22 protein-coding genes are annotated in these 22,426 nt (G+C 70.3%); 2 read left to right on the forward strand and 20 right to left on the reverse strand.

The window, feature by feature from the left end; translation table 11 throughout:
* Window positions 1-124 precede the first annotated feature (124 nt).
* Both OG579_RS18750 and OG579_RS18755 read right to left on the reverse strand, forming a co-directional pair.
* On the reverse strand, window positions 125-1,498 hold the full coding sequence (locus tag OG579_RS18750; RefSeq protein WP_328857169.1) for a sensor histidine kinase: 1,374 nt from the start codon (window positions 1,496-1,498) through the stop codon (window positions 125-127).
* On the reverse strand, window positions 1,495-2,250 hold the full coding sequence (locus OG579_RS18755; protein WP_328857170.1) for a response regulator transcription factor: 756 nt from the start codon (window positions 2,248-2,250) through the stop codon (window positions 1,495-1,497). The genes OG579_RS18750 and OG579_RS18755 overlap by 4 nt, the downstream gene beginning before the upstream one ends.
* Window positions 2,251-2,324: 74 nt before the next feature.
* On the opposite strand from OG579_RS18755, the gene OG579_RS18760 reads away from it, so the two are divergent.
* Entirely contained in the window at window positions 2,325-3,734 is a 1,410-nt protein-coding gene (locus OG579_RS18760; RefSeq protein WP_328857171.1) for a cryptochrome/photolyase family protein, read from the forward strand.
* A gap of 86 nt (window positions 3,735-3,820) precedes the next feature.
* Window positions 3,821-5,113, forward strand: a complete 1,293-nt coding sequence (locus OG579_RS18765) for an Nramp family divalent metal transporter (RefSeq protein ID WP_328857172.1) — start codon at window positions 3,821-3,823, stop codon at window positions 5,111-5,113.
* An 89-nt stretch (window positions 5,114-5,202) separates the two neighbouring features.
* On the opposite strand, the gene OG579_RS18770 is transcribed toward OG579_RS18765, so the two are convergent.
* From OG579_RS18770 to OG579_RS18855, 18 genes are all read right to left on the reverse strand, one after another.
* Window positions 5,203-6,261, reverse strand: a complete 1,059-nt coding sequence (locus tag OG579_RS18770) for an ABC transporter substrate-binding protein (RefSeq protein ID WP_328857173.1) — start codon at window positions 6,259-6,261, stop codon at window positions 5,203-5,205.
* Window positions 6,262-6,269: 8 nt separating this feature from the next.
* Window positions 6,270-7,070 (reverse strand): ABC transporter permease, encoded by an 801-nt coding sequence (locus OG579_RS18775; protein WP_045824114.1) that lies wholly within the window; start codon window positions 7,068-7,070, stop codon window positions 6,270-6,272.
* The gene (locus tag OG579_RS18780; protein ID WP_408068702.1) at window positions 7,067-7,921 is read right to left on the reverse strand and encodes an ABC transporter permease; all 855 of its coding nucleotides are present in this window, start codon (window positions 7,919-7,921) and stop codon (window positions 7,067-7,069) included. The genes OG579_RS18775 and OG579_RS18780 overlap by 4 nt, the downstream gene beginning before the upstream one ends.
* Window positions 7,918-8,730 (reverse strand): ABC transporter ATP-binding protein, encoded by an 813-nt coding sequence (locus OG579_RS18785; protein ID WP_045824113.1) that lies wholly within the window; start codon window positions 8,728-8,730, stop codon window positions 7,918-7,920. The genes OG579_RS18780 and OG579_RS18785 overlap by 4 nt, the downstream gene beginning before the upstream one ends.
* A 35-nt stretch (window positions 8,731-8,765) precedes the next feature.
* Window positions 8,766-10,046, reverse strand: coding sequence for an ABC transporter permease (locus tag OG579_RS18790; protein WP_328857174.1), 1,281 nt, complete (start codon window positions 10,044-10,046; stop codon window positions 8,766-8,768).
* Window positions 10,043-10,939, reverse strand: a complete 897-nt coding sequence (locus OG579_RS18795; protein ID WP_328857175.1) for an ABC transporter ATP-binding protein — start codon at window positions 10,937-10,939, stop codon at window positions 10,043-10,045. Before OG579_RS18795 ends, OG579_RS18790 begins: the two co-directional genes overlap by 4 nt.
* Window positions 10,940-10,995: 56 nt before the next feature.
* Window positions 10,996-11,709 carry a hypothetical protein gene (locus tag OG579_RS18800; RefSeq protein WP_328857176.1) on the reverse strand — a complete coding sequence of 238 codons (714 nt, stop codon included), beginning with the start codon at window positions 11,707-11,709 and terminating at the stop codon, window positions 10,996-10,998.
* Complete coding sequence (locus tag OG579_RS18805; RefSeq protein WP_045824111.1) at window positions 11,709-11,984, reverse strand: helix-turn-helix transcriptional regulator; 276 nt, start codon at window positions 11,982-11,984, stop codon at window positions 11,709-11,711. The genes OG579_RS18800 and OG579_RS18805 overlap by 1 nt, the downstream gene beginning before the upstream one ends.
* A gap of 123 nt (window positions 11,985-12,107) precedes the next feature.
* On the reverse strand, window positions 12,108-12,260 hold the full coding sequence (locus OG579_RS18810) for a hypothetical protein (protein ID WP_160298544.1): 153 nt from the start codon (window positions 12,258-12,260) through the stop codon (window positions 12,108-12,110).
* Between the two features lie 58 nt (window positions 12,261-12,318).
* The gene (locus tag OG579_RS18815; RefSeq protein WP_045824109.1) at window positions 12,319-12,525 is read right to left on the reverse strand and encodes a hypothetical protein; all 207 of its coding nucleotides are present in this window, start codon (window positions 12,523-12,525) and stop codon (window positions 12,319-12,321) included.
* Window positions 12,526-12,579: 54 nt separating this feature from the next.
* Window positions 12,580-12,753 (reverse strand): hypothetical protein, encoded by a 174-nt coding sequence (locus tag OG579_RS18820; RefSeq protein ID WP_200932733.1) that lies wholly within the window; start codon window positions 12,751-12,753, stop codon window positions 12,580-12,582.
* A 3-nt stretch (window positions 12,754-12,756) separates the two neighbouring features.
* Entirely contained in the window at window positions 12,757-13,902 is a 1,146-nt protein-coding gene (locus tag OG579_RS18825; RefSeq protein WP_328857177.1) for a glycosyltransferase family 2 protein, read from the reverse strand.
* Window positions 13,899-16,415 carry a class III lanthionine synthetase LanKC gene (lanKC, locus tag OG579_RS18830; protein WP_328857178.1) on the reverse strand — a complete coding sequence of 839 codons (2,517 nt, stop codon included), beginning with the start codon at window positions 16,413-16,415 and terminating at the stop codon, window positions 13,899-13,901. The genes OG579_RS18825 and lanKC overlap by 4 nt, the downstream gene beginning before the upstream one ends.
* The gene (mpaP, locus tag OG579_RS18835; protein WP_328857179.1) at window positions 16,412-18,091 is read right to left on the reverse strand and encodes a daptide biosynthesis intramembrane metalloprotease; all 1,680 of its coding nucleotides are present in this window, start codon (window positions 18,089-18,091) and stop codon (window positions 16,412-16,414) included. Before mpaP ends, lanKC begins: the two co-directional genes overlap by 4 nt.
* Complete coding sequence (mpaC, locus tag OG579_RS18840; RefSeq protein ID WP_328857180.1) at window positions 18,091-19,320, reverse strand: daptide-type RiPP biosynthesis dehydogenase; 1,230 nt, start codon at window positions 19,318-19,320, stop codon at window positions 18,091-18,093. The genes mpaP and mpaC overlap by 1 nt, the downstream gene beginning before the upstream one ends.
* The gene (gene mpaD, locus OG579_RS18845; protein ID WP_328857181.1) at window positions 19,314-20,594 is read right to left on the reverse strand and encodes a daptide-type RiPP biosynthesis aminotransferase; all 1,281 of its coding nucleotides are present in this window, start codon (window positions 20,592-20,594) and stop codon (window positions 19,314-19,316) included. The genes mpaC and mpaD overlap by 7 nt, the downstream gene beginning before the upstream one ends.
* Complete coding sequence (mpaM, locus tag OG579_RS18850) at window positions 20,591-21,430, reverse strand: daptide-type RiPP biosynthesis methyltransferase (protein ID WP_328857182.1); 840 nt, start codon at window positions 21,428-21,430, stop codon at window positions 20,591-20,593. The genes mpaD and mpaM overlap by 4 nt, the downstream gene beginning before the upstream one ends.
* Complete coding sequence (locus OG579_RS18855) at window positions 21,427-22,413, reverse strand: hypothetical protein (RefSeq protein ID WP_328857183.1); 987 nt, start codon at window positions 22,411-22,413, stop codon at window positions 21,427-21,429. Before OG579_RS18855 ends, mpaM begins: the two co-directional genes overlap by 4 nt.
* Between the last annotated feature and the right edge of the window lie 13 nt (window positions 22,414-22,426).

Here is a 22,426-nt window from a genome sequence, read left to right on the forward strand (position 1 = left end):
ACGGTGGAGGCCGCGCAGGTACCGGCGGTTCTGCAGCGTCGCGACCTGTCCTCCACCGTAGCGTGACAAATCGGACACGCTCTGCGCTCGCGCTCTGACCAGCCCGGAGAACCGCGCCGTGGGGTCAGGCGCCGATGGTGATGGTGAGCCGCGTCCCGCCCGACGGGCTGTCGGTGAGTGTCGCGGTGCCGTGGTGCAGTGCCGCCTGCTGGGCGATCAACGCCAGCCCGAGGCCTGAACCGGAGTGCTTGCTGGCGCCGCGCTCGAACCGTCGGAACAGACGGTCGCGGTCGGCGACGGGGATGCCCCGCCCGTTGTCGTCGACGACGACGGCCGCACCGGTCGGCGCGGGGTGCGCGGCGACGACGACCTCGGTCGCCTCGCCGTGGCGGATCGCGTTGAGGACTGCGTTGTCGACCGCCATTCGCAGACCGGTCTCGACGACGGGGGCGATCACCGACCGCGCGCCGGCGAGGGTGATCCGCACCCCCGGATGGCGTGCGTTCGCCTCGGTCACCACGCGGTCGAGGAGGTCGACGACGTCGAGGGTCTCGCGGTGCCGCCCGCCGAGCTCGCCCTGGGCGAGACTCTCCAGCGCCGCGAGGGTCTCCTGGATCCGCGCGTGGGCGCGCCGCAGGTCACCGACGATCTCGGCCCGCGCGGCGGCGTCGGGTGCGAAGGTGTCGAGCACCTCGAGGTCGGTGCGCATCGCCGTCAGCGGGGTCCGCAGTTCGTGGGCCGAGACCGACGCGAAGTCGCGCGCGGTGGCCAGCGCCTCCTGGGTACGTGTGCGTTCGTCGTCCACCCGGTGCAGCAGGGCGTCCATGGCCTCGGCGAGGTCCTCGGCCTCCCGGGCGCCGCGAACCGACTGCAGCGCAGTGCGTTCGGGGGATTCGGGACCGGCGTCGACCCCGATGGCCGCGGTCTGTCGGGCCAGTCGACGCAGGGGACGCACGGCGAGGCCGCCGAGCAGCCACGCCAACACCGCCGCCGCCACGACCGCACCCGCCGCGATGAACAGCAGTGCGCGGCGCTGGTCGTCGATGCGATTCTCGGTGTCGCGCAACGGGATCGCGACCGACACCGTCGCCAACCCGTTGAGGACCGTCGAGTCCAGCACCGACACCGTCTTCACGCGGTAGTCGGTGCCGTTGATCGTCTGGTCGCGCACACCCACCGACTGCGACGGGACCGGCGGTGTCGTCGACGCGACCGAGAGGGTGCCGAGCCGGATGGTGGCGAGCGCGCCGGCGGCCACGCCGGTGGCCACGGTCGTCGCGTTGGGATTCGAGATGCTGGGTTGCATCGCCGCCGAGAGCGTGTCGACGCGGGCGTCGAGTTCGCGGTAGGCGCTGGTGTGCACCTGGGTCCAGGCGACCGCGCCGACGATCGCGACGATGACCACGGTGGCCGCGGTGGCGGCCAGGGTGACGCGGGTGCGCAGCGACGGTGTGCGTGCGCGTCGGGACCGCACTCGGGCTGTGGCCGCGCGCGTCATGGCGTCGTCCGGACCACGAAACCCACGCCGCGGACGGTCTGGACGATGCGCGGCTGACCGTGGGCCTCGAGCTTGCGGCGGAGGTAACCGACGAACACGTCGACGACGTTGGTGTCGGCGGCGAAGTCGTATCCCCACACCTGGCTGAGCAGCTGCACCCGGCTGAGCACCATCCCGGGGTGCTCCATCAGCACCGCGAGGAGTTCGAACTCGCGTCGCGTCAGGTCGACGAGGTGGCCGTCGCTGTAGACCCGACGCGCACCGGGGTCGAGGTCGACGTGGGCGACGCTGCGCACCGCGACGGCGGTCCCGTCGCGCTCCGCGCCACCCGCCGCGGCGGTGACCGGGGCCGGGGCGTCGGCGGGGCGTCGGCGGAGCAGTGCCTTGATCCGTGCCACCAGCTCGCCGAGGTCGAACGGTTTGGTGAGGTAGTCGTCGGCGCCGGCCTCGAGTCCGGCGATGCGGTCGTCGACCGACGTCCGCGCCGACAACACGCACACCGGGATGTCGTCGCCGATCGCGCGCAGGGCCGTCACCACGCCGACACCGTCGAGTCCGGGCATGTTGATGTCGAGCACGAGCAGTGCGGGTCGGCGGACCTGCATCGCGCGCAGCGCCTCGGCGCCGCCGGTGGCGGTGTCGACGGAGAACCCGGCCAGGCGCAGCCCGCGTTGCAGCGAGTGGAGGACGTCGGCGTCGTCGTCGACGACGAGGACACTGACGTCGGTGGCGGAGGTCGACTCGTCGGGCATGGGTTCCATTGTGCCCAGCGCGCCGGGCCGGGCACGTGGTCGGCCGGGCGCGGTGTCGTGGTTGCATGGAGGAGATGACCGACACCGCGCTGCTCTGGTTCCGCCGCGACCTCCGTCTCGCCGACCTGCCGTCGTTGCTGGCGGCCGCCGACGCCGCCGACGAGGTGCTCGCGTGCTTCGTGCTCGACCCGACGCTCATCGCGAGCTCCGGCGAGCGTCGCCTGAAGTTCCTCTACGACTCGCTCCGCGATCTCGACGAGCAGCTCGACGGCCGACTCCTGGTGGTGCGCGGCAAGCCCGAGAACCGGATCCCGCTGATCGCGAAGGCGGTCGGCGCGAACTCGGTCCACATCTCCGCCGACCACACCCCGTACGGCGTGGCCCGTGACGAACGTGTCGAGGCGGCGCTGTCGAAGGTGGGCGATGATGTCGAACTGCACGCCACCGGTTCGTCGTTCGCGGTGACGCCGGGCCGCGTCACGAAGTCCGACGGTGAGCCGTACAAGGTGTTCACGCCGTACTTCCGTGCGTGGCGCGATCATGGCTGGCACACGCCGGCGAAGTCCGGACCGACGTCGGCGACGTGGGTCGACCCCGCCGACGTGACGTCGTCGGAGATCCACGCCCACGACATCCCCGACCTCGACGTCGACCTGTCGATCCCCGCCGGCGAGCGCGCGGCCCTCAAGCGGTGGAAGCAGTTCCGGGGCGGCACCGGCGACTACAGCGACCACGCCGTCGGCGACTACGACGACGAGCGCGACCGTCCCGACCACGACGCGACCAGCCGGATGTCGGCCTACCTCAAGTACGGCAACATCCATCCGCGCACCATGCTGGCCGACCTCACCCGCCTCGAGTCCGACGCTGAGACGAAGACCGGCGCCACCTCGTACCTGCGCGAACTGTGCTTCCGCGACTTCTACGCCTCGGTCCTCAAGCAGTGGCCGCACAGCGCCTGGCAGAACTGGAACCGTGACTTCGACGCGATCGAGGTCGACGAGGGCACCGACGCTGACGCCGCGTTCGAGGCGTGGAAGGCAGGCAAGACGGGTTTCCCGATCGTCGACGCGGGCATGCGGCAGCTGTCGGGGTCGGGGTTCATGCACAACCGTCTGCGCATGATCGTCGCCTCGTTCCTGGTGAAGGATCTCCACGTCCCGTGGCAGTGGGGCGCACGCTGGTTCCTTGACCAGCTGATCGACGGCGACCTCGCGAGCAACCAGCACGGCTGGCAGTGGACCGCGGGCTGCGGCACCGACGCCTCGCCGTACTTCCGCGTGTTCAACCCGACCACCCAGGGCCTCAAGTTCGACCCGACGGGCGACTACGTCCGCCGGTGGGTGCCCGAGCTCGCCGACATCGAGGGCAAGGCCGTCCACGAGCTGAAGGACGGTCGGCCGTCGGACTACCCCGACCCCATCGTCGACCACAAGGCCGAACGCGAAGAGGCGCTGCGCAGATATCAGGCGCTGTCCAAGTAGTGACCAGCGGCCTGCTGAGTTAGGTAAGCCGAAACTTTTTCTTCGCCCGAGTTGAACTCGGCGTCGGGGTGTGTCAGATTGGTCCGATGGCCACCCCTCCCGTCGACTCGCCGACCTCGGATCCCGAGGCCGACCCGACCTCGACCGACGGTGCCGGCCGACGCACCCGTCGCTTCGCCGGCGTGGCGCTGCTCGGGCCGGCGTTCGTCGCGGCCATCGCCTACGTCGACCCCGGCAATGTCGCGGCCAACGTCACCGCCGGCGCCCGGTACGGCTTCCTGCTCGTCTGGGTTCTCGTCGTGGCCTGCGCGATGGCCGTAATCATCCAGTACCAGTCGGCCAAACTCGGGATCGTCACCGGCAAGACGCTGCCCGCGCTGCTCGGTGAGCGGCTCCCGCGTCGCCGGCGCCTCGCGTTCTGGGGGCAGGCCGAGATCGTGGCCGCGGCCACCGACATCGCCGAGGTCGTCGGTGGCGCCATCGCGTTGCAGTTGCTGTTCGACCTCCCCCTCGTCGTGGGCGGCGCCATCGTCGGCGTCATCTCGATGGCACTGTTGGGATTCCAGTCCCGCAACCGGCAGCGCACCTTCGAGTCGATCATCGCCGGGCTGCTGCTGATCATCGTCGTCGGGTTCCTGGCGGGTCTCGTCATCAACCCGCCGTCGGCGGGCAACGTGTTCAGCGGTCTCGTGCCCCGTCTCCAGGGCACCGACACCGTGCTGCTGGCGACCAGCATGCTCGGGGCCACCGTGATGCCCCACGCCATCTACCTGCACTCGGCGCTCGTCGTCGACCGGCACGGGCCCAGCACGACCGACGCCCGTCGTCGTCGCCTGGTACGGGCGACGCGCTGGGATGTGGTGTGCGCGTTGGTGGTCGCCGGTGCGGTGAACATCTCGCTGCTTTTGCTGGCGGCGCAGAACCTGCAGGGCAAAGACGGCACCGACACCATCGAGGGCGCGCAGCGCGCGGTCGGCGACGCCATGGGACCGGTGATGGCGACCGTCTTCGCCGTCGGCCTACTCGCCTCGGGACTCGCCTCGACCTCGGTCGGGTGCTACGCCGGGGCGTCGATCATGCAGGGCCTGTTGCGGATCCGGCTGTCGATGGTGGTGCGGCGGTTGGTGACGCTCGTCCCCGCGTTGGTGGTGCTCGGCAGCGGTGTCGACCCGACGTGGGCCCTGGTGATCAGCCAGGTGGTGCTCAGCTTCGGTATCCCGTTCGCCATCATCCCGCTGGGCCGCCTCACCCGTGACCGGGCGCTGATGGGCGAGTTCGCCGACTCCCGCAGCCTGCGCGGCGTCGCGATCGCCATCGCCGTGGTGGTCGTCGCCCTCAACGTCGCCCTGATCGCCCTCACGGTCACCGGAACCGGCTGACCCTCACGGACAACGCGCGCCCCCCGTTCGCACGCGCGCCGAGCTTCCTGCGCGGATGAACGGTGGACGCGCGTCGGCGTCGCGTCGGGTCAGGCCTTCTTCAGGTCGGGGTTCTCGGCGTAGACCTCCTTCAGCACCGACATGTCGAAGATGTCGGTGGCGGAGATGGTGTAGCCGGCCTTGGCCAGCGCCTCGATGTTCTTGGCGATGAGCTCGTCGGTCATCGTGAGCAATCCGTTGGCCTTCGTGTCGGCGGAGACCACGAGTTCGTTCTGCGCCTGCGCCTCCTTCACCTGCTCGTTGAGCTTGAGGCCCAACGACTTCCCGTACACGTTGACCGCGAGCTCGGCGGATTTCTGCGGGTCGGCGACGGCATCGTTCCAGCCCTGCACCTCCGCCTTGAGGAACTTCTTGAGCTTGTCGCGCTCGGTGTCGATGGTCTCCTGACGCACCACGAGAGTCTCGGCGACTAGCGGCAGGTTGAAGTCGGCGAACAGCAGGGTCTCGGTGGGGAACCCTTTCGCGGCCAGCGTGATCGGCTCGTTGGTGCTGTAGGCGACCCAGCCGTCGACGTCACCGGTGGTGAGCGGTGTCGGGTCGTACTGCACCGTGATCTTCTGGATGTCGCTCTCACTGAGGTTGTTCGCGGTCAGCAGGGCCTTGAAGACGTTCTCGTTGGAGGCCTGCACCCCGATCTTCTTGCCCTTCATGTCCGCCGGCGTCGAGATGGGCTTCTTCGCGGACGACATGATGCAGAACGGGTTCTTCTGATAGGTCGCGGCAACGGTTTTCAGCTTGGCGCCCTGCAGGATGACCGGTGCGGTGAGCTGCGGTGCGGTCGTGCCGATCCACACCTTGTTCGAGGTGAGGCCGGTCTCGACGCCGGTTCCCGCGCCGCCACCGGTGATGAGTTCGGGGTCGGCGGACAGGCCCGCGGCCTTGTAGTACCCCTTGTCGAGCGCGTGGTACTCGCCCGCGAACTCGATGTTCTTGATCCACGACAGCTGCATCTTGATCGTGTCGGAGCTCGACGACGAGGATCCCGAACTGCACGCGGCGAGCAGCCCCGAGCCGCCGACGGCGGTCGCGGCGCCCCCGGCGATCAGCGAATAGCGCAGGAAGGAACGACGATCGAAGGTGGGACTCATGATTCTCCTCAGGTGGGTTCGGTGCCCATGCGGGCGAGCACGATGTTCTCGATGACGCCGACGATGGCGTAGAGGACGATGGAACTGACGGTGATGACGACGACCGACGCCCACAGTTCGTCGTAGGCGGCGGCGGGAAGCGCCTGTTGCAGGCTGGCGCCGAGACCCTTGTTGGTGCCCAGCCACTCGCTGACCGTCGCACCGATCATCGCGCCGGGCACCGACACCTTCGCCGCGGCGAACAGCGCGGGCACGGCCGAGGGCAGCGACGCCATCCGCATGGTCGTGAACCGGGTTCCGCCGTACGCGGTGATGACGTCGCTGATCTGCCGCGGCGCGTTGTTCAGTCCGGTCATGATCATCACCAGGGCGGGGAAGAACACGATGATGCCGCCCATCACGGCCACACACGCCGGTCCGCGACCGACGATCATGGTGATCAGCGGCGTCATCGCGACCAGCGGGACCGATCGCAGCAACATCGCGAGCGGCATGAACGTCTGCGCCGCGGGGCGGAACATCACGAACACCGCGGCGACCACGATGGCCGCCACCATGCCGGTCACGAACCCGATCCCGGTGTCACCGAGCGTGATCCACAGGTCGTCGAAGATCGCCGACCGCTGCGACGCGGCGTCCGAACCGGAGACGAGGAACTCGAACACGTCGATCGGGGTGCGACCGATGATGGGCCCGATATCGGGGAACGCCAGGAGGAACAGCGACCAGATGACGACGATCAGCACCAGCGAGCCGACGAGCGCGCCGAGGAAGCGGGTGGTCGTGGAGAAGACGGAGGAGCGGGTCATCGGCCCACACCCGATCCGGACCGCACCGATTCCCCGGTGGCCCAGCGGGTCACGAAGATCGACACCACCGCGACGATCGCGTAGCCGATGCCGGCCACGGCGCCGGCGATGAGGGCGATCGCCCACACCTGCGGTATCGCGGCACTCTGCTGGGCGAGGATCATCGCCGGGCCGATGCCCTGTTCGGGCATCGACAGGAACTCGCCGAGCACCGCGCCCAGCACGGCGGCCGGGGCGGCGATCTTCAATGCGCCGAGGATGTTCGGCAGGGCCGCGACGATACGCACCCGCACCAGCTGCGCGAACACCCCGCCTCCGTGCACGCGCACCAGGTCGAGCCCGGCCTGCGGAGGCGACCGCAGACCGGTCAGTGTGCCGATCATCGTCGTGAAGAAGACCGAGATCGCGGCCAGGAACACGATCATCGTCTGCACCTCCGCGAACGCGACCTGGATGATCGGCGCCACCGCGATCAGGGGCGTGCAGTAGCTGATGATGGCGAGCTGCGTCGCCAGGCCCTCGATCAGCGGGATCACGACCACCAGCAGCGCCACGACGATCGCGAGCAGGTTGCCCCACAGGAATCCGCGCAGCGCCAGCTCGACGGTGGGTGTGACGTTGGTGGAGTAGAACTGCGAGCCCTGCTCGCCGAGCGCGTCGATCACCGCCAACGGTGTCGGGATGGTGCCGGAGAACCATCGCGCGACACCGGCGATGGTCCACACGGCGATGACGGCGATGAGTCCGGCGACGCCTGCGCCCCAGCGTGATCCGGCGCTCCGCAGTCCTCCCCAGCGCGCCCCCGGAACGGGGACGCCCTCGATCGCGGTGCTCGTGTCGATCGAACTCATGTCTGGGCCGGGGCGGCAGCGCCGAACAGCAGTCCGCTCAGGTGATCGTGGAGGGCGTGGAACTCCGGTGTGCGCATCATCTCCGGCACGCGGGGTCGCGGCAGGTCGATGGGCAACACCTCGATGACGCGTCCCGGGCGTGGGCTCATCACCGCGACCTCGTCGGAGAGGAACACCGCCTCGGCGATACCGTGCGTGACCATCAGGGTGGTCGCAGGCTTCTCGGTCCAGATGCGGAGCAGCTCGATGTTGAGGCGCTGGCGTGTCATGTCGTCGAGCGCACCGAACGGTTCGTCGAGGAGCAGCGCGGTCGGCCGTACGACGAGGGCACGGGCGATCGAGACCCGCTGACGCATACCGCCCGAGAGGGTGGCGGGCTTCGCCTTCTCGAAGCCGGTCAGCCCGACCAGGTCGATGAGCTCCGCGACGAGACCGTCGTCGACAGGTAGTCCCGCGACCTGCAGCGGAAGCTTGATGTTGGCGGCGACACTACGCCACGGCAGCAGGGCCGAGTCCTGGAAGGCGATCCCCAGACCGTGGTCGCGCTGCAGGTCGCGCGGGGACTTCCCGTTCATCAGCGCCGTGCCGCCGCTGGCCTGTTCGAGGCCCGCGAGGATGCGCAGCACGGTCGATTTGCCGCAGCCCGAGGGGCCGAGCAGGGCGAGGAAGGAACCCTCGGGGGTCTGCAGGGTCACGTCGTCGAGCGCGGTCACCGTCGACGATCGCGACCCGAACACCTTGGTGAGCCCGGAGACGTCGATACCCGTCCCAGGGGGACGGGTACCGACGGACGGGTGGGGAGCAACCATGGGGGCGACGCTAGGTGCCGGTGGTTGCTGTGCTGTTAACCCTGTGTAACGCCGACCTTCTCGGGCGCCGGCGCCGAACCCGCCGATCCCTTGAGGGCGTCGGCCCACCGCACCTTCGAGCCGGTCTGCAGAATCGACCGCTGGTAGATGCGCGATGCGGCCCAGACCGCGGCGAGGCACGCGACGACCATGATCACGACGGTGCCGATCACCTGGACGGTGTCGGTCTCACCGGCGGCGATCCGCATCGGCATGAGCGACGCCGAGAACGGCGGGATCCAGCTGAGCACCTTGATGAAGGTGGAGTCGAGCGCGTTGATGCCGAAGATGCCGGCGTAGAGCACGCCCAGCGACAGGATGGTCAGTGGTGCCGCCGTCGAGCCGAGTTCCTCCTGTCGCGACACCATCGCGCCGGTCGCGGCGTAGAGGGTCGCGAAGAACAGGAAGCCGAGCAGGAACCACACCACGACCGCTGCCAGCATCGACACCGCCGCGCCGGGCACGGTGAGCAGACCGGTCACCGATGCGGTGATCAACCCGGCGCCACCGAGGACCACGAGCTGTCCGAAGGTGATCGCGCCGATGCCGAGGATCTTGCCCCACAGCAGGTGGAGCGGACGGATGGTGGCGAGCAGCAGCTCCACCACACGCGAGGTCTTCTCCTCCACGACACCGGCCGACACCATGCCGCCACCGGTCATGATCGCGAACAGCAGCAGGATCACGCCCACGTAGGCGATGGCCAGGCGCTGTCCCTCGTCGGCCTTGGCCGGTGTGGTCTCGGTGACGTCCAGACGGTTGCCGGCCTGCTGGGCCGCGGCGAACGCCGCGGGGTCGATGTTGTTGCGCGCCAGCGCCTGCTGCTGGGCGAGCTGGGCGATCGCGGTCCGCACGACCGTCTCCGAGGTGCCCGAGAGACCGTCCTTGGTGACGGCGGTGAACGCGGCCCCGCCGGCCTGTCCGGGGGCCACGGCCACCGACACGTCACCCGCGTCGACCTGGGTGCGTGCCTGCGCGGCATCGGCGAGGGGGACGATCTCGACCTTCGTGCCGGTGACCTGTCCGGCTGCGGTGATCGACTGCGACAGCGCGGTGTTGGTGCCGACGACGCCGATCTTCTCGGGCTTGTCGTCACCCCCGGTGAAGATCGACGCGACGATGAGTCCGCCGATGATCACCACGAGGAGCAGTGCGTTGGTGATGAGGAACGAGCGGGCGCGTACGCGGGTGCTGATCTCGCGACGCGCGATCAGCGACACCGCGCGGGAGGCGCCGAGCCGGGTGGAGGCGGGGGCGTTCTGGCCTGTGGTGCTCATGCGGATACAACCTCTCGGAACAGATCGGTCAGGTGGGGAAGGCTGGTGGCGAAGCGGTGCACCGGCCCGCGGGACATGGCCGCGGCCAGGATCTGCTGGTCGTCGGCGCCTGCGTCGAGCGTGAGGAAGCTGTCGGCGCCGCGGTAGTCGACGTCGATGACACCGGGCAGGCCGTCGGCCCACCGCGTGGAGGTGTCGGGGCCGGTGACGTGGAGGGTCACGCCGCCGCGGCCGCGGAGGTCGTCGACGGTGCCCAGCGCGCGCATGCTGCCCTTGGTGATGATGCCGACGCGGTCGCACAGCCGCTGCACCAGATCGAGCTGATGACTCGAGAACACCACGGGCACACCCTCGGCCGCCTTCTCCTTGAGCACGTCGCTCATCACGTCGACCGCGACCGGGTCGAGTCCGGAGAACGGCTCGTCGAGCACCAGCACCGACGGCTCGTGCACGAGTGCCGCGGCCAACTGTGCGCGCTGCTGGTTGCCGAGGCTCAGGTCGCCGACGTTGTCGTCGATGCGTTCGGCGATGCCGAGCCGTGCGACCCACCGTTCGACGTTGTCGCGGGCGTCGGCGGTCGACAGCCCGTGCAGCTCGGCGAGGAACCGGAGTTGTTCTCCCACCTTCATCTTCGGGTACAGGCCGCGCTCCTCGGGCATGTACCCGATCTGGCGACGCATCTCCAGGTCGATGGGTCGGTCACCGAGCAGCACCCGTCCGGAGTCGGCGGCGAGCACACCGAGGATGATGCGCATCGTGGTCGACTTGCCGGCACCGTTGCTGCCCACGAAGCCGAAGATCTCGCCGGGGTGCACGGTGAAGGTCATGTCGGCCAGGGCGACGAGATCGCCGTATCTCTTGGTCAGGCCGTCGATGATGAGCGGGTGGGTCATGATCGTCCTCTCTCGGTCGAGCGCGGATGGTCGTGGTCGGTGCACCGCGGCGGGCGTCACCATGTCGCCGGTGTGGGTGGGTCGTCGTGTGCGGTCGGATGCGGTTGCGTCGCAGCGGGAGTCGGTGGGCCCGGCGGATCAGCGGGGCCGGGCTGCTCCTCGACGGTCGGGGCCGAGGTCTCGCCGAACTCGTCGAGCTGGTCGAAGTCCTCGGGGTCGGGATCGGCCATCCACCACGAGGTCAGCATGGTGGGGGTACAGGTCCCGATGAGTGTGGTGGTGATGAGCAGGACGCCGATGCCGTACACGTTGCGCCCGGAGACCAGCGTGAACGCCGAACCCATGACGATCAGCATCATGAACGGGATGAACGACAGCGTGAACAGTACGAGATAGCCGATCGACCGGGCCGAGTTGCGTTGCGCCAGTTGGATCTCGTCGAGTGCCGACACCGGTGCGTCGGCCACCGAACCGGTCACCGTCTTGAGCAGCACCAAGGTCGCGAGGATGCCCGACAGCGAGACCAGGTACGGGATGAAGAACAACCACTCGTTGGTGAAGAACGCGATGACCGCGGCCACCAGCAGCAGGAGGAGGAACATCGCGAGAAGAACCACCAACCGCCGGAACCAGCGACGGTTCCGCAGCCGCGGCCACCTGGTCGCGTTCTTGGCGAGCAGACGTTCGTACCGTCGCGCGCGCCAGTTCTCGTAGCGTCGCCAGCTCTGTGGCTGCGCGTGCTCCGGGATCGCCGAGTGCGGATCGGTCATCAGTGTGCTCCGTTTCGGTTCGAGTAGAGCTCGGCCGACATCGCGGTGAACTCGGTGCGGCTGAAGACGGCCTCCACGGGCAGCTCGAACACGGCGCAGATCCGGAACGCCAGATCGAGGCTGGGGTAGTTGTCACCGCGTTCGAGTGCGCCCACCGACTGCACGTTGATCCCCACGAGATCGGCGAGCGCCGCGCGGGTCATACGCCGCTCGGCGCGCAACACGCCGATGCGGTTGTAGATGGGGAGCTGCGCTCCGCGACGTACTGGGCTCACGCAACTGAGTATTAGGAAAACACAACACGATGTCAATGCTCGACAACAAAATGGTGGAAAAGACGTCAGGGGCGGGTGTGCGTGACACCCGCCCCTGACGCCGTACAACGCGTCGGGATCGACCTAGGTCAGAGCGGCGATCGAGATCGCGGCGCTGACCGCGGCGCCGGCGCCCAGGCTCGTCGCGAAGCTGGTTCCCCAGTCCATGGCGTCGAGGTCCTCGAGCTGTTCGACGTCGAACTCCTGCAGGGCGAGCTCGGTGGTCTTGCTGGTCATGGTGTTCTCCTGTTGCCGACGACGGGTCACACCCGTCGATGATGTGGTGCGGTGGTCGTCACGAACGCGATCGGCGCGCCCGGACGTAGAACAGTGCCGTGAAGACGAGTGCGATCACGGCGACGTCGACGACGATCATGACCGGCAACGCGATCGTCGACCCGGCCGACAGTGCGTAGGTCACCGAGACCGCGGCACCGACGACGAGGGCGAGGACGAGAGCGACAACTGCCGGTTGTGATCCTGACGAATCCGGTTTCGACATGGCGAATCCTTTTCTCGACGGTGGGTGCAGCGCGGGATGCGCTGCACCGGGGCATCACGTCAGGATCGACACGGCCGCCGAGTAGCTGATCGCTCCGCCGACGCTGAGGCCGCCGATCGCGCTCAGGGCGTCACTCCAACCGGGGGCGTCCAGATCGTCGAGCTGTTCGACCTCGAACTCCTGCAGAGCGAGCTCGATCGACTTCGGGTTTCCGTGCGGTGACTTCATCTCCTACCTTTCCTTCGTTATCGAACCGACTGCGGGCTGCAGCCGTCGCCCGGGATGGACGTGTGTGGCGCGGTGCGGCGCAGGCCGTACCGCGGGTTCGGGTGTCGTCGTGTCGAGATCGCCGCAGAGGTCGGCGATGACACGACGGTGGTGGGTCCGGATGGTCTGTGCCGCAGCGGTGATCCGCGAGGCGTGGTGGGCGGTCACGCAGGCCACCGGCTGGGCCACGCTGTAGCGGCCCTCATCGGCGACGACCGCGAGCGGTCCGAGGTCGACGGGGTCGTGGCGCGTGCGACGCCACTCCTCGACGGCGAGTTCTGCGTCGGCGTCGAGTGGCAGCACGAGTCGGGGGTCGTCACGCAGACGGTCGAACCACGCGGTGACGTCGGCGGTGTAGGCGGCGCGCAGCGAGGCGACCGCGCCGGGCGCGGTGAGCCGGTCGGCCGCCGTCCGCGCGAGGCGGGCCGTGGCGAACGTCGCCAGCGGCACGTGGTGGCGCAGACGGATGCGGCCGCGCCGAGCCGAGGTCGAGGTCAGCATGTCGACGGTGCGTGCGGCGAGGGTGGCGAACCGAGCGTCGGCATCGGACATGCGCAGCAACAGATCCCAGTCCTCCACGCCGGGGCCGCTCCTCCACGGGCCGCTGCGCGCGAGCAGCTCGCGGCGGTGGGCGAAGCGTGACGGCTCGAACATCGGTCCCAGCAGCTGCATCTCGGGATGCCACACCGCGTTGCCCGCGGAGGTCGCGAACGTCGTCGCCCCGGTGGTGTCGACGTACCGGCCGCCGGTCGCCACGAGATCCGCTCCGCCGGTGACGACGTCGACCACACGCTGCAGGTGCTCGGGGTGCCATCGGTCGTCGTGGTCGAGGTAGGCGACGATCGGCCCGTCGGTGAGGTCGATGCCCGCGTTGCGGGCCGGTGACGGATGGCCGTGGTGATCGATGCGGGCGACCACCACGCGGTGGTCGGCGTGGGCGATCTCGGCGACCACGGAGTCGGTGTCGTCGGTGCTGCCGTCGGACACCACGACGAGCTGCCAGTCGCGAAACGTCTGGGCGCGCACCGATGCGATGGTCGGGATGATCGCCGTCGACCGGTTGTGGGTCGGGCAGATCACCGAGACCGTCGGTGCGCCGGTCGCGGTCACCACCGTGCCCCCGGTGCGGTGTCGAGGCCGGGGAGGCCGACCGCCCCCGACCGCAGTCCGGTGAGCGCGGCGATCACCCCGGCGGTCCCGGTCGCGAGATCGTCGGACAACCGCAGATTCGCCGATCCCAGCACCGCGACCCCGGTGTCGATGCGGACGGAATAGGCGCGCAGGACGTCGGTGCCGTACAGGGGCCGCAGGCGCTCGGCGTCGGCGATGTCGTGTGCGTGTGCCGCACCCAGTACGGTCGCGGCACCCGCCCACCCGTGGAAGAGTCCGGCGCCGCCGGCGATGTGATGAGCGGGCACACGGGCGAGCAGCGCGTCGAGTCGGTCCCGGATGGGTTGTGGCGCTGTCGGAGTCGAGAGCAGGCCCAGCAGGGGCAGCGCGACACCGAGGTCGGCGGCGAGCGTCGGGCGCATGATCCGTCCGTCGAGTCCGTCGAGATCGCGGTCGATCCACTCCACGGCGAGGTCGAGGAGTTCGGGGTCGCGGGATCGGCACGCGAGAGCGGTCGCGAACAGCGCCGCACCGCTCGCGCCCTGCATCAGCCCGTGTGCGCGGGGCCCGGCGCCGGGCCCGATCTCGCGGATTCGGGCCAGGATCTGGTGGGCGCGATCGCGCAGTTCGGCGGTGGGCGTGCTCCTCTCGGCGCGCAGGATCGTGAGCCCGATCCCCGCGAGGCCCCCGTAGAGCGCTCCGGTCAGCGGGGCCGTCGCGTGGTCGACGGCGAGAAGGTGTGTGGTGAGGGCCGAGGCGGCGACGCGGCTGCGCGGGTCGTCGTGGGTGTCGGCGTGTTCGAGCAGCGTCCACAACACACCTCCGAGTCCGTTGTAGAGCCCCCACCCCAGGTCGCCGGGTGCACGGGTGAGGGCGCGCTCGACCCTCTCGACGAGCCAGTCGACGTGGTCGGTGGTGTCGACACCGGCGCGGTCCAGTGCGCCGATCACCCCGGCGGCACCGTGCGCGAGCGACAGCGGTCCCTCCGGGGTCGCGTCGGCGCCGGGATCGGCCGGGAATCGGCGATCGTCGCCGGAGTCGCGGGCCCGGGCGACGACACCGCGTGCCAGACCGGCGATGTCGGTGCACGCCGTGGCGTCGGGGGCGGTGTCGGACGGTCGGCTCGGCACTGCGGTCGGGCGGGTGGTACCCAGGCGGTCGTGCACGGTGCGCAGGTCGTCGTCGCCGACGCCGAAGCGCGCGGTGAGGACGTCGCCGATGACGTCGGCGGCGTCGGTGTTCCACGCGAGGGTCGCGGGCAGTCCGGGCGCGAACACCGAGATGGCGAGGCAGGCCAGCGCGTAATGGTCGATGGCGGGGCCCATACGGTCGGCGGGGGCGACGAATCCGATCGCGGCCTGGATCTGGGCGGCGTCGGGTGCGGTCGAGGCCGTCTCGAGGTCGATGATCTGCAGCCGGCCGTCGGTGTCGAGGAGCAGGTTGCCCGGGTGCAGGTCGCCGACGGTGATCGAGCGGGCGGTGATCTGGCCGACGAGCGACTCGACGGCGAACAGTGTCGACCGTGCCCAGGCGGTGAAATCGTCGGCGTCGCAATCGGCCCGACGTCGCGCGGCCACCGCCTCCACCGTCTCGCCGTCGATGTACTCACGGATCAGGTAGTGGTGCTCGGCACCCATCCGGTGGTCGAGGACCGCGGGGACGCCGTCGATGTCGGACAGTGCGGTCAGTGCGGCGTGTTCGGCGTGCAACCGGTCGACGGCGTCGTTGCCGCCGAGATCGATCCCGGCGAGGGGACGCGCCTCCCGGATCAGCACCGGTGTCCCGGTGCGGTCGTCGGTACCCCGGTATACGCCACCGCCGTTGGAGTAGTGCAGCGCGGAGGTCACGGTGTAGGGGAAGTCGCCGAGGGTGGCGCGATCGCGGTCGGCGACGGCGCGGGCGACGACCTCGGGAACCGGAACCCCCTCCGGGACACGGAAGAACGGACGCCGGGAATCGGGTACCCATCGTCCGGTGCCGTCCTGGATGAGGTGGCGCACCTGCCCGTCGACGCCGCGGGCCGTCGGCGGCGCGATCCCGCCGTAGCGGACGTAGAGCGGGCCCGAGCGCCAACGCACGTCGGTGAGGATGTAGGGACCGTCGACACCCTCGAGCATGCCGCCGAGGTCGGTCAGCACGTCGTCGAGACGCTCGGCCGGCGGATAGATGGTCACGAACTTGCCGCTGCCCGAACGCGATCCGTACTTCCCGTTGCGGCGCAGCAGCACCTCGGGTGAGCGGATGTACTTGAACGGGATCGCCTCGGCGAGGCAGTACTTCGCCGCGACCCCGACCACCTGGGTGGCGTTCGCGGGTGTCGCCGAGACGTGGACCTTCCATCCCTGCGGCGGGAGCACGGCGTCGGGGTGGGTGACCATGGTCCAGTCGGGACCCACGCCCACCGTCCAGGGCGACGGGATCGACAGTCCCTCGCCGTAGGTGTCGTGCAGGGGCCGCGTGCCCGGTGCCTCGAAGAAGACCGAATCGGGGTGGCAGTACTCGACGGGGATCATCGGGTCATCCACCGCCACAGGTCGGTCGCGCCGCCGCGCACCGACGCCGGCCAGAGGTACCGGTCGACCAGGTCGCGGCCCAGCGACGTCCGACCGACCTCGACACGCGCGAGGCCCGACGACGGTGCCGACGGATCGAGCGATGCCTCGACGACGACGGCGTAGCCGGGCGTGATCAGGTCGGGCGATCGGGTCGGCAGCACCGCCGACAGCGGGAAGCGGGCCGATTCCACCCCGGCGCCGGTCTCCGCGCGGCCCACGCGACGGTGGAGCACGACCCCGTTGGTGAGGAGCGTGACCTCGCGGCCCGCCCCGATCCGCGCCAGCGTCGCGCGGTCGGTGGAGACGAGAAGTGTCGTGTCGACGGTGCGCAGGTAACTCACCGATGCGGTGCGGGTGACGTCGATGCCGCCGAGGACCCCGATCACGACGGCCGCACCGAGCACGCCGACGACCGCGGTGCGCATCAGTCCGGCGCCGTCCGCGCGGGCCCGGACGACGGCTCGCCGGATCACGGCCACGACGATGAGCAGCAGGTAGCAGGTCAGCAGCATCACGATGGTGTCGCCGACCGCGCCGGTCGCCGCGAGGGCGCCCGACCAGTTCGACACCGCGAGGTACACCAGGCCCACCGGGACGAGAGCGCAGGCCCCGCCGAACCACGGCAGCCACCGTCGCAGCGGCGCCGGGGCGGGCGTACCGAAGAGCACCGCGCGCACGCGGTCGGCGAACGCGGCGAGGGACTTGTCGCGGAGGTTCGGGATGTCGGTGGCGCTCATGAGGGCGATGTAGCCGTCGAGTTTCACGAACGGGACGAGGTTGACGACCACCATCACGATGCTGGTGGCCGACACCAGCGCCAGCGTCGCGACGACGTCGTCGCCGGCGCCGCCCTGGCGGGCGCACACTCCGGCGATCGCCGTGGCCGCGAACACCACGGCCTGCACGCTGCCCCCGGCGAGGGCGACCACGACACGACGCCGCCGCGAGTCCAGTGTCCAGGCGTCGGAGATGTCGCAGAAGAAGGCGGGGACGAGGTAGAAGAGCATGACGCCCATGCGGTTGACGCGTCCGCCGTACCGGCTCAGCGCCCACGCGTGCATGTACTCGTGCACCGCGGTCGCCACCAGCGACACGGCGATCACGGTTGCGAGGACGCGGAGGTCGATCTTCGTGGCCAGTGCATCGATCGTCGTCGGGACCAGCGTCGCGAAACATCCCACTGCGACCGCGGCGACCACCGCGGCGGTGAGGGCGGACAGTCGTCGAGCCGCCGTGCCCACCCGTCGGGTCGACGGGCCGGGCAGGATCCGATGGACCGCGGTGCCGATCAGCGAGATCTGGACGGTCAGCGGCGGGATGAGCCGGATGCGGCTCTGTCGGGTCGGGGGGCTCGCGCCGTCGTCGTCGGTGAGCACCTGCATCGTCTCGAGCACGCCGAGTCCGCCCAGGACCCGGTCGCGGTCCCACCGGTCACCGAGGGTCGCGCACAGGTCGTCGACGCCTCGGGTGCCGTCGAGCGCGCGGGCGAGCTCGGCGAGGTCGGCGCCCACCCGGAAGTAGCGGTCGGTCCCGGCGCTGATGACCCACCGGATCGGCTGGGAGTCGGGCATCTCGCGCATGCGGACGTTGTCGGCGAGCTCGGGTGCGCGCAGACGTTCGTCGACCATCGCCATCACGACACCGCCCCGACGGCGAGGTCGACCGCGCATGCCGACGCACCGACACCGGGCGCGGCGTCGGTGACGATGTCGGCCAGCTCGCTGCGGGTGAATCCGCCCAGCGCGGGTTGTCCACGCCCCCACCGCCGATCGCATGCGGCTGCCACCGCCTCGGTCTGCGAGGCGGTCATGGGGTCGAGAGGCGCCACACCCCATCGGTCGAGCAGGATTCGCAGGCCATCGGCCGGTGCGTGCGGCAGACCCGGACTCGCGTCGCGAACCCGATCCCACACGAGGCGCAGGCGCTGCGGCGATCCGAGGCGGAGGTCGCCGGCCTGCAGACGCGCCCACAGTGCGGCGGTCACACCACCGAACGCCGACACCTTCGTCGCGCCCGTCGCCGTCGACAGCTCGTTGGCGATGTACCACCCCTTCGCGGCGAAGGGGTCGCGGCCGACGCGGTGGAACTCCGGTGCCTGGCTCCAGGCGCTCGCCTTCGCCAGGGCCAGTCGCACATCACCCGAGACCGGGCCCTGTGCGGCCGCGGCGCGGTCGGCGTGTTCCACCGTGTGCGCCAACAGTTCCAGCGACAGTCGGTCCTCGAGACCGTCGGCCCACGCCGCCACGTCGCCGGTGAGCACCCCCGCGAGGCGGAGGAACGCCTCGGCCGCGCCGAAGGTGACCAGGTGGTGCGGGAGGTCGCGGGTGGCGCGCTCGTCGAGAACCGCCGCGTCGGGGGCGAGTCCACCGCCCACGAGGAGGCGCTTGTGGCCGTCGAGCGACAGGCACGCGCGCGGGCTGCGTTCGGCGCCGGTGCCCAGGGTGGTCGGGATCGCGATGTGCCGTGGCCGGTTCGGGGCGTCGTCGCCGAGGTGGATGAGCCCGGCCCGACCGCACCGGGCGAGGTGGTCGCCGAGGCCGGGGACGGCGCCGAGGTGCAGGCCGATCTTCACCAGGTCGAGGGTGGAACCGCCGCCGAGCGACAGCACCTGCGACGCCCGGCCCAACGTCGCGGCGGCACCGCGCACGGCGTCGAGATCGACGACCGGTGGGGTCGGCACGATCTCGTGGTCGATGGCGCACCACGTCAGCAGCGAGGTCAGCTCGGCGAGGGCTGCCGATCCCACCAGAGCCGGGTCGACGGCCACGATCGCCCGGGCACCGGGGTCGCGCGACGCGGTCGGATCCCTCAGCAGCGTCTGCAGTGACGCCAGACCGTGCAGGACCGGCGTGGTGGTCAGCATGGTGCACCGACCGAGACGGTGGTGTGGTCGTCGGCGAGCACATCGGTGAGACCCGTGGAGATCGCGGCGAACAGCTCGTCGAGTTCGGCCTCGGAGTAGACCAGCGCCGGCAGCAGCTGCACTCCCGAGGGTCCGGGATGGACCACCGCGCCCGCGTCACGGATCCGTGCGACGAGCTCGGGCACCCTTGCGTTGTCGAGGGGCTCGCCGTGCGGTGCGAAGGCCAGCGCGTGCATGGCGCCGATCCCTTTGTGGTGCACTGCGATCGGAGAGTCGGCGACGAACGACGCGACGCGATCGATGATCCCCGTGGCGAGGGTCGGCGCGCGCCCGGCGATGTCGAGGCGATCGATCTCGGCGAGGGTGGCGCTGATGGCCGCGCAGGTGATCGGTGTGCCGGCCTGGGTCTCGCCGTGGACGAACAGGGCTCCGGTCTCGGCGAACACGGTGTCGATCCGCTCGCCGACGAGGACCGCCGCACCCGCGCACGTGCCGTTGGTGAGGGCCTTGGAGGTGATGAGCACGTCGGGTGCGCTGCTCCACGCATCGCTGGCGAATCGTCGGCCGGTCCGCCAGAACCCGGTGGCCACCTCGTCGGCCACGAGCAGGAACCCGTACAGCTCGCGCAGGTCGAGCAGGGTGTCGATGAACTCGTCGTCGAGTACCACCGCGCCGGTGCCCAGAACCGGTTCGACGACCACCGCGGCGACCCGGTTGCCGAAGCGACGCATCGCGTCGGTGATCGCCTGCGGGTCGTTGGGTGGGACGTGGCGGATGGTGCGGGTGTCCACGCCGTAGGTCGCCTGGCCCAGATCCTCACCGGTGAGCGCGAATCCACCGAACGTGAGTCCGTGGAAGCTCCCGTCGAGGGAGACGAACAGGTCCCGGTTGCGGGCGGGGGACACCGCGTGGAACTGGCGGGCGAGTTTCATCGCGAGGTCGTTCGCGGCGCCGCCCGACGTCGAGAACATCACCCGCGGGTATCGGCCGCCGGCGTAGGCGACGAGGTCCTCGGCCGCCCGCCGTGCGTAGGCGTTCTCGTGGCGGAACACCGACAGGTACGAGGCGTCTTGGGCGGCATGGGTGATCGCCTCGGCGATCACCTCGTTCCCGTATCCGAGGTTGACGTTCCACAGTCCGCTGGTGCCGCACAACTTCCATCCCGAGTCGAACTCGATGCGCGTGCCGCGGGCGGAGAGCGTCCGGATGGCCGTGTCGCCGTGGCGGCTGTGGTCGATCAGGGCGGGCCACAGCGCGTCCCGCGAGGCGGTCATCGCAGTGCCGCCTCGAGGAGCACATACCGGTGTCGGGTCCCCGCGGTGTCGCGGATCGCGCGCTCGCGGCGCACCTCGAACCCAGTCGACCGCAGCTCGTCGGTCAGTGTCGCCACCGGCACCACCCCGACCCGCGAGAGGTGGACCTCGGTGTCGTCGCGGGGTTCGCCCGTGGCGGGGTCGATCTCGACGACCGCGAGGTGGCGGGCGTCGGCGTGTGCGGGCCACAGTTCGTGCATGCGGTAGGTGGTCCCGCTGCTGCCGGTGACGGTCGAGATGTCGAGGTCGTCGGCCTCGTTGTGACCGTCGTCCGAGTCGACGGTGGAGATCAGCAGGATGCCGTCGTCGGTGAGCGCGCGGGCGATCCCGGTGAACATCTCGGCTCGCTGCTCCGGGGTCAGTAACGACGCCGAGGTGGTCGCGATGACGACCGAGTCGAACGTGCCGGGGGCACAGTCGATGTCGACCATGTCGGCGCAACGGAGGTCGCAGGACCCCGCCGACGAACCCAGCGCGGCGATACGGTCGGCGAGGATCGCGAGCATGTCCGCCGCGAGGTCCACGGCGGTCACCGTGTGGTGGGCGCGCAGCAGGGGGATGGTGATGCGTCCGCTGCCCGCGGCCAGTTCGAGCACCGGGCCGGGCCGCTTGCGCAGGGCGCTGAGGATCTCATAGATCTCGGCGGTGTTGGAGAACCCGATGTCGTCGTAGAGCGCCGCGCCGCGGGGGTCGCCGTAGAGGTCGACGAACCGCGCGCGATCGCCGAACAGCTCCCGCAGTGCGGCGGGGACCTGTGAGGGCGCCACGGACCTGTCGTCGGCGATGTCGGTGCTCACGCGACCACCGCCTCGGAACGGGTGCCGACGGAGATGCCCTGCGACGCCAGGGCGTCGAGCAGTCGGCGCAGGGATTCCCCGGTGTCGGTCGTTTCCGTGACGTCGTCGTCGGCGAGCAGGGGTTCGAGGAGGGTCCCGGCCTCGAGTGAACAGGTGACGAGCGCGCCGCCCTGGGCGACGAACGCCCGCTCGCGGCTGAAGGCGAGGATCGGCCGGTGCGCGTCGGACACGTCGGCGCCCGTGGGCGCGACACGGCTGTCCAACCGGGCGCCGAAGCCCGAGACCCGCACCCCCTCATGGCCATTGGCCCCGATTCGACGTACCGCGCGGATGGCGCGCAGGTACCGCGGCAGCCACGGGCGCCGCGACCACTCGTCGTCCCCGATCGCCGCGGCGAGCATCGGGACGGTCGACTCCGCGGTCGTCGGTACGAACGGGGAGACGGAGAGGTGACCGCCGGGGTGGACGCACAGGCGGGTCGCAGGGCCGTCGATCTCACCGGAGTCGGCGATCTCCACCGCGGGGTGGATCGTGAACGGCGCGAACACGCCGTCGTCGTGGGCGGCGTCGGCATCGGCGAGGAACGCCTCGACGTCGTCGTCGGAATCGAGCCGCACGAGGGTGGTCCCGAGAATGGAGACATACGGGCTCGAGGCGTAGTCCTGGATCCGCACGGCGATCGGTTCGACCTGCGTCCACTCCGCGCCGCCGTGGGCGTCGAGGTACAGATCGTCGAAAGCGTCGATGTCGCCGTCGATCCCGACGACCGGCGATCGGTCGAATGCGGCCGCGATGGTGTCGACGTGATCGGCGGGGGTGAACACGGCCGCCGGGACGTGGTCGATCGCCGCTCGCGCGACGGCGACACCCTCGGGGGCGGCCACGTAGAGCTGCACCCCGGGCCGACCCGATGTGCCCGATGCCGTGTCACCCACCAGCAGCGTCCTGGTGGCGGCGGCGATGTCGAACGGTGACGCGGTCATCCGGTACTCCTTC

The sequence above is a fragment of the Williamsia herbipolensis genome, from assembly GCF_036153515.1.
Classification (GTDB): domain Bacteria; phylum Actinomycetota; class Actinomycetes; order Mycobacteriales; family Mycobacteriaceae; genus Williamsia_A; species Williamsia_A herbipolensis.